Origin of the sequence: Spirillospora sp. NPDC049652 (genome assembly GCF_040675125.1) — a bacterium.
Taxonomy (GTDB): Bacteria; Actinomycetota; Actinomycetes; order Streptosporangiales; family Streptosporangiaceae; genus Spirillospora.
Genome location: NZ_JBFAOF010001071.1, coordinates 1 through 2,275, shown reverse-complemented (window position 1 = coordinate 2,275; position 2,275 = coordinate 1). Strand labels below are relative to the sequence as shown.

1 protein-coding gene is annotated in these 2,275 nt (G+C 76.1%); it reads left to right on the top strand.

From position 1 onward, the window contains the following. The coding region (locus AB0J52_RS37005; protein ID WP_500187577.1) for a sensor histidine kinase at positions 1-2,275 on the top strand (2,275 nt) is incomplete at both ends.

Here is a 2,275-nt window from a genome sequence, read left to right as displayed (position 1 = left end):
CGTCGGCCTGGTGGAGACGCACGGCCGCGCGCGCACCGCCGAGCAGATCGGCGACCTGGAGACGGTGCCGCGCCGCACCCTGACCTACCGCGACCGCGCGTTCACCGAACTCGACGTCGACGCCGTCCTGGCGCGCCGGCCGCAGGTCGTCCTGGTGGACGAGCTGGCCCACAGCAACGTGCCCGGCTCGCGGAACGCCAAGCGCTGGCAGGACGTCGAGGAGATCCTGGAGGCCGGGATCGACGTGATCTCCACGGTGAACGTCCAGCACCTGGAGTCGATGAACGACGTCGTCGAGCGGATCACCGGCGTCCCGCAGCGCGAGACCGTTCCGGACGAGGTCGTGCGCCGCGCCGCCCAGGTCGAGCTGATCGACATGACGCCGGAGGCGCTGCGCCGCCGGATGGCGCACGGCAACGTCTACCCTCCGGAGCGGGTCGACGCGGCCCTCGCCAACTACTTCCGTCCGGGCAACCTGACCGCGCTGCGCGAGCTGGCGCTGCTCTGGCTCGCCGACAAGGTGGACGAGGCGCTGGAGCGCTACCGCGACCAGCACGGCATCACCGAGCCGTGGGAGGCGCGCGAGCGGATCGTGGTCGGGCTGACCGGCGGCCCGGAGGGCGACACCCTGATCCGCCGTGCCGCCCGGATCGCGGCCCGCGCCGGCCGCGCCGACCTGCTGGCCGTCCACGTGGCCCGCGCGGACGGGCTGGCCGCCGGCGGTTCCGCCCGCGACCTCGACCGGCAGCGGGTGCTGGTGGAGGGCCTCGGCGGCAGCTACCACCAGGTGCTGGGGGACGACCCGGCGACGGCGCTGCTGGAGTTCACCCGGGGCGTGAACGCGACGCAGCTCGTCCTCGGCTCCAGCCGCCGCCGGGGCTGGCAGTTCGTGTTCGGGCCGGGCGTCGGGGCGACGGTCGCGCGCGAGTCGTCCGAGATCGACGTCCACCTGGTCACGCACGAGCACGTCGGGAAGGGGCGCGGGCTGGTCAGCCTCGCGGGCAGCCCGCTCAGCGTCCGCCGCCGCGTCGCCGGGTGGGCCCTGGCGCTCCTCGGCCCGCCCGTCATGGTCGCCGTGCTGGACGTGGGCGGAAACGCCGGGGACCGGCCGGGCCTGACCACCGACCTGATGCTCTTCCTGGCGCTGACCGTCCTGGTCGCGCTGGCCGGCGGCCTGTGGCCCGCGATCCTCGCCGCGGTCCTCGGCTTCCTGGCCGCGAACTGGTACTTCACCCCGCCGCTGCACACGCTGACGATCGCCGAGCCCCGCAACGCGTTCGGCCTGCTGGTGTTCGTCGCCGTCGCGGTGGCGGTGTCGTCGGTGGTGGACCTGGCCGCCCGCCGCACCCGCCAGGCGGCGCGCAGCGGCGCCGAGGCCGAGACGCTGAGCCTGCTCGCGACCTCGGTGCTGCGCGGCGAGAACGCGCTGCCCGCGCTGCTGGAGCGGGTCCGCGAGACGTTCGGGGTGCGCGCCGTCGCGCTGCTGGAGCACACCGCCGACGGCGGCTGGCGGACGCGCGGCGCGGTCGGCCCGGACGCCGCCGCCCATCCCGACGCCGCCGAGGCGACCGCCGAGGTCGGCGGGGAGCCGGGCGCGGAGACGGTGCTGGCGCTGTCCGGGCGGGTGCTGCCCGCGTCCGACCAGCGGGTGCTGACGGCGTTCGCCTCCCAGGCCGGAGCGGTCCTGGAGTGGCGTCGGCTGGCCGAGGAGGCGGCCCGCGCCCGGCGGCTGGAGGAGGGCAACGAGATCCGCACCGCGCTGCTCGCCGCGGTCTCGCACGACCTGCGCACCCCGCTCGCGTCGATCAAGGCCGGGGTCAGCAGCCTGCGCGCCACCGACGTCGAATGGGACCCCGAGGACGAGGCGGAGCTGCTGGCCTCGGTGGAGGAGTCCGCCGACCGCCTGGACGGCCTCATCGCCAACCTGCTGGACATGAGCCGCCTCCAGACCGGGGTCGTCACCCCGCTGATCCGGCCGGTCGCGCTGGACGAGGTGCTGCCGCGCGCCCTGCTGAACGTGCCCGGGGACCGGGTCCGGATCGACGTCCCGGAGACCCTGCCGCCGGTCGCCGCCGATCCCGGGCTGCTGGAGCGGGCCCTCGCCAACGTGGTCGAGAACGCCGTCCGGCACGGCACCGGGACCGTCCTGCTCACGGCGGGGGAGCTGCGGGTCGGCGGCGGCCCCGGCCGGGTCGAGCTGCGCGTCGTCGACCGGGGGCCGGGCGTGCCGGACACGGTGAAGGAGCGGATGTTCGCGCCGTTCCAGCGGCTCGGC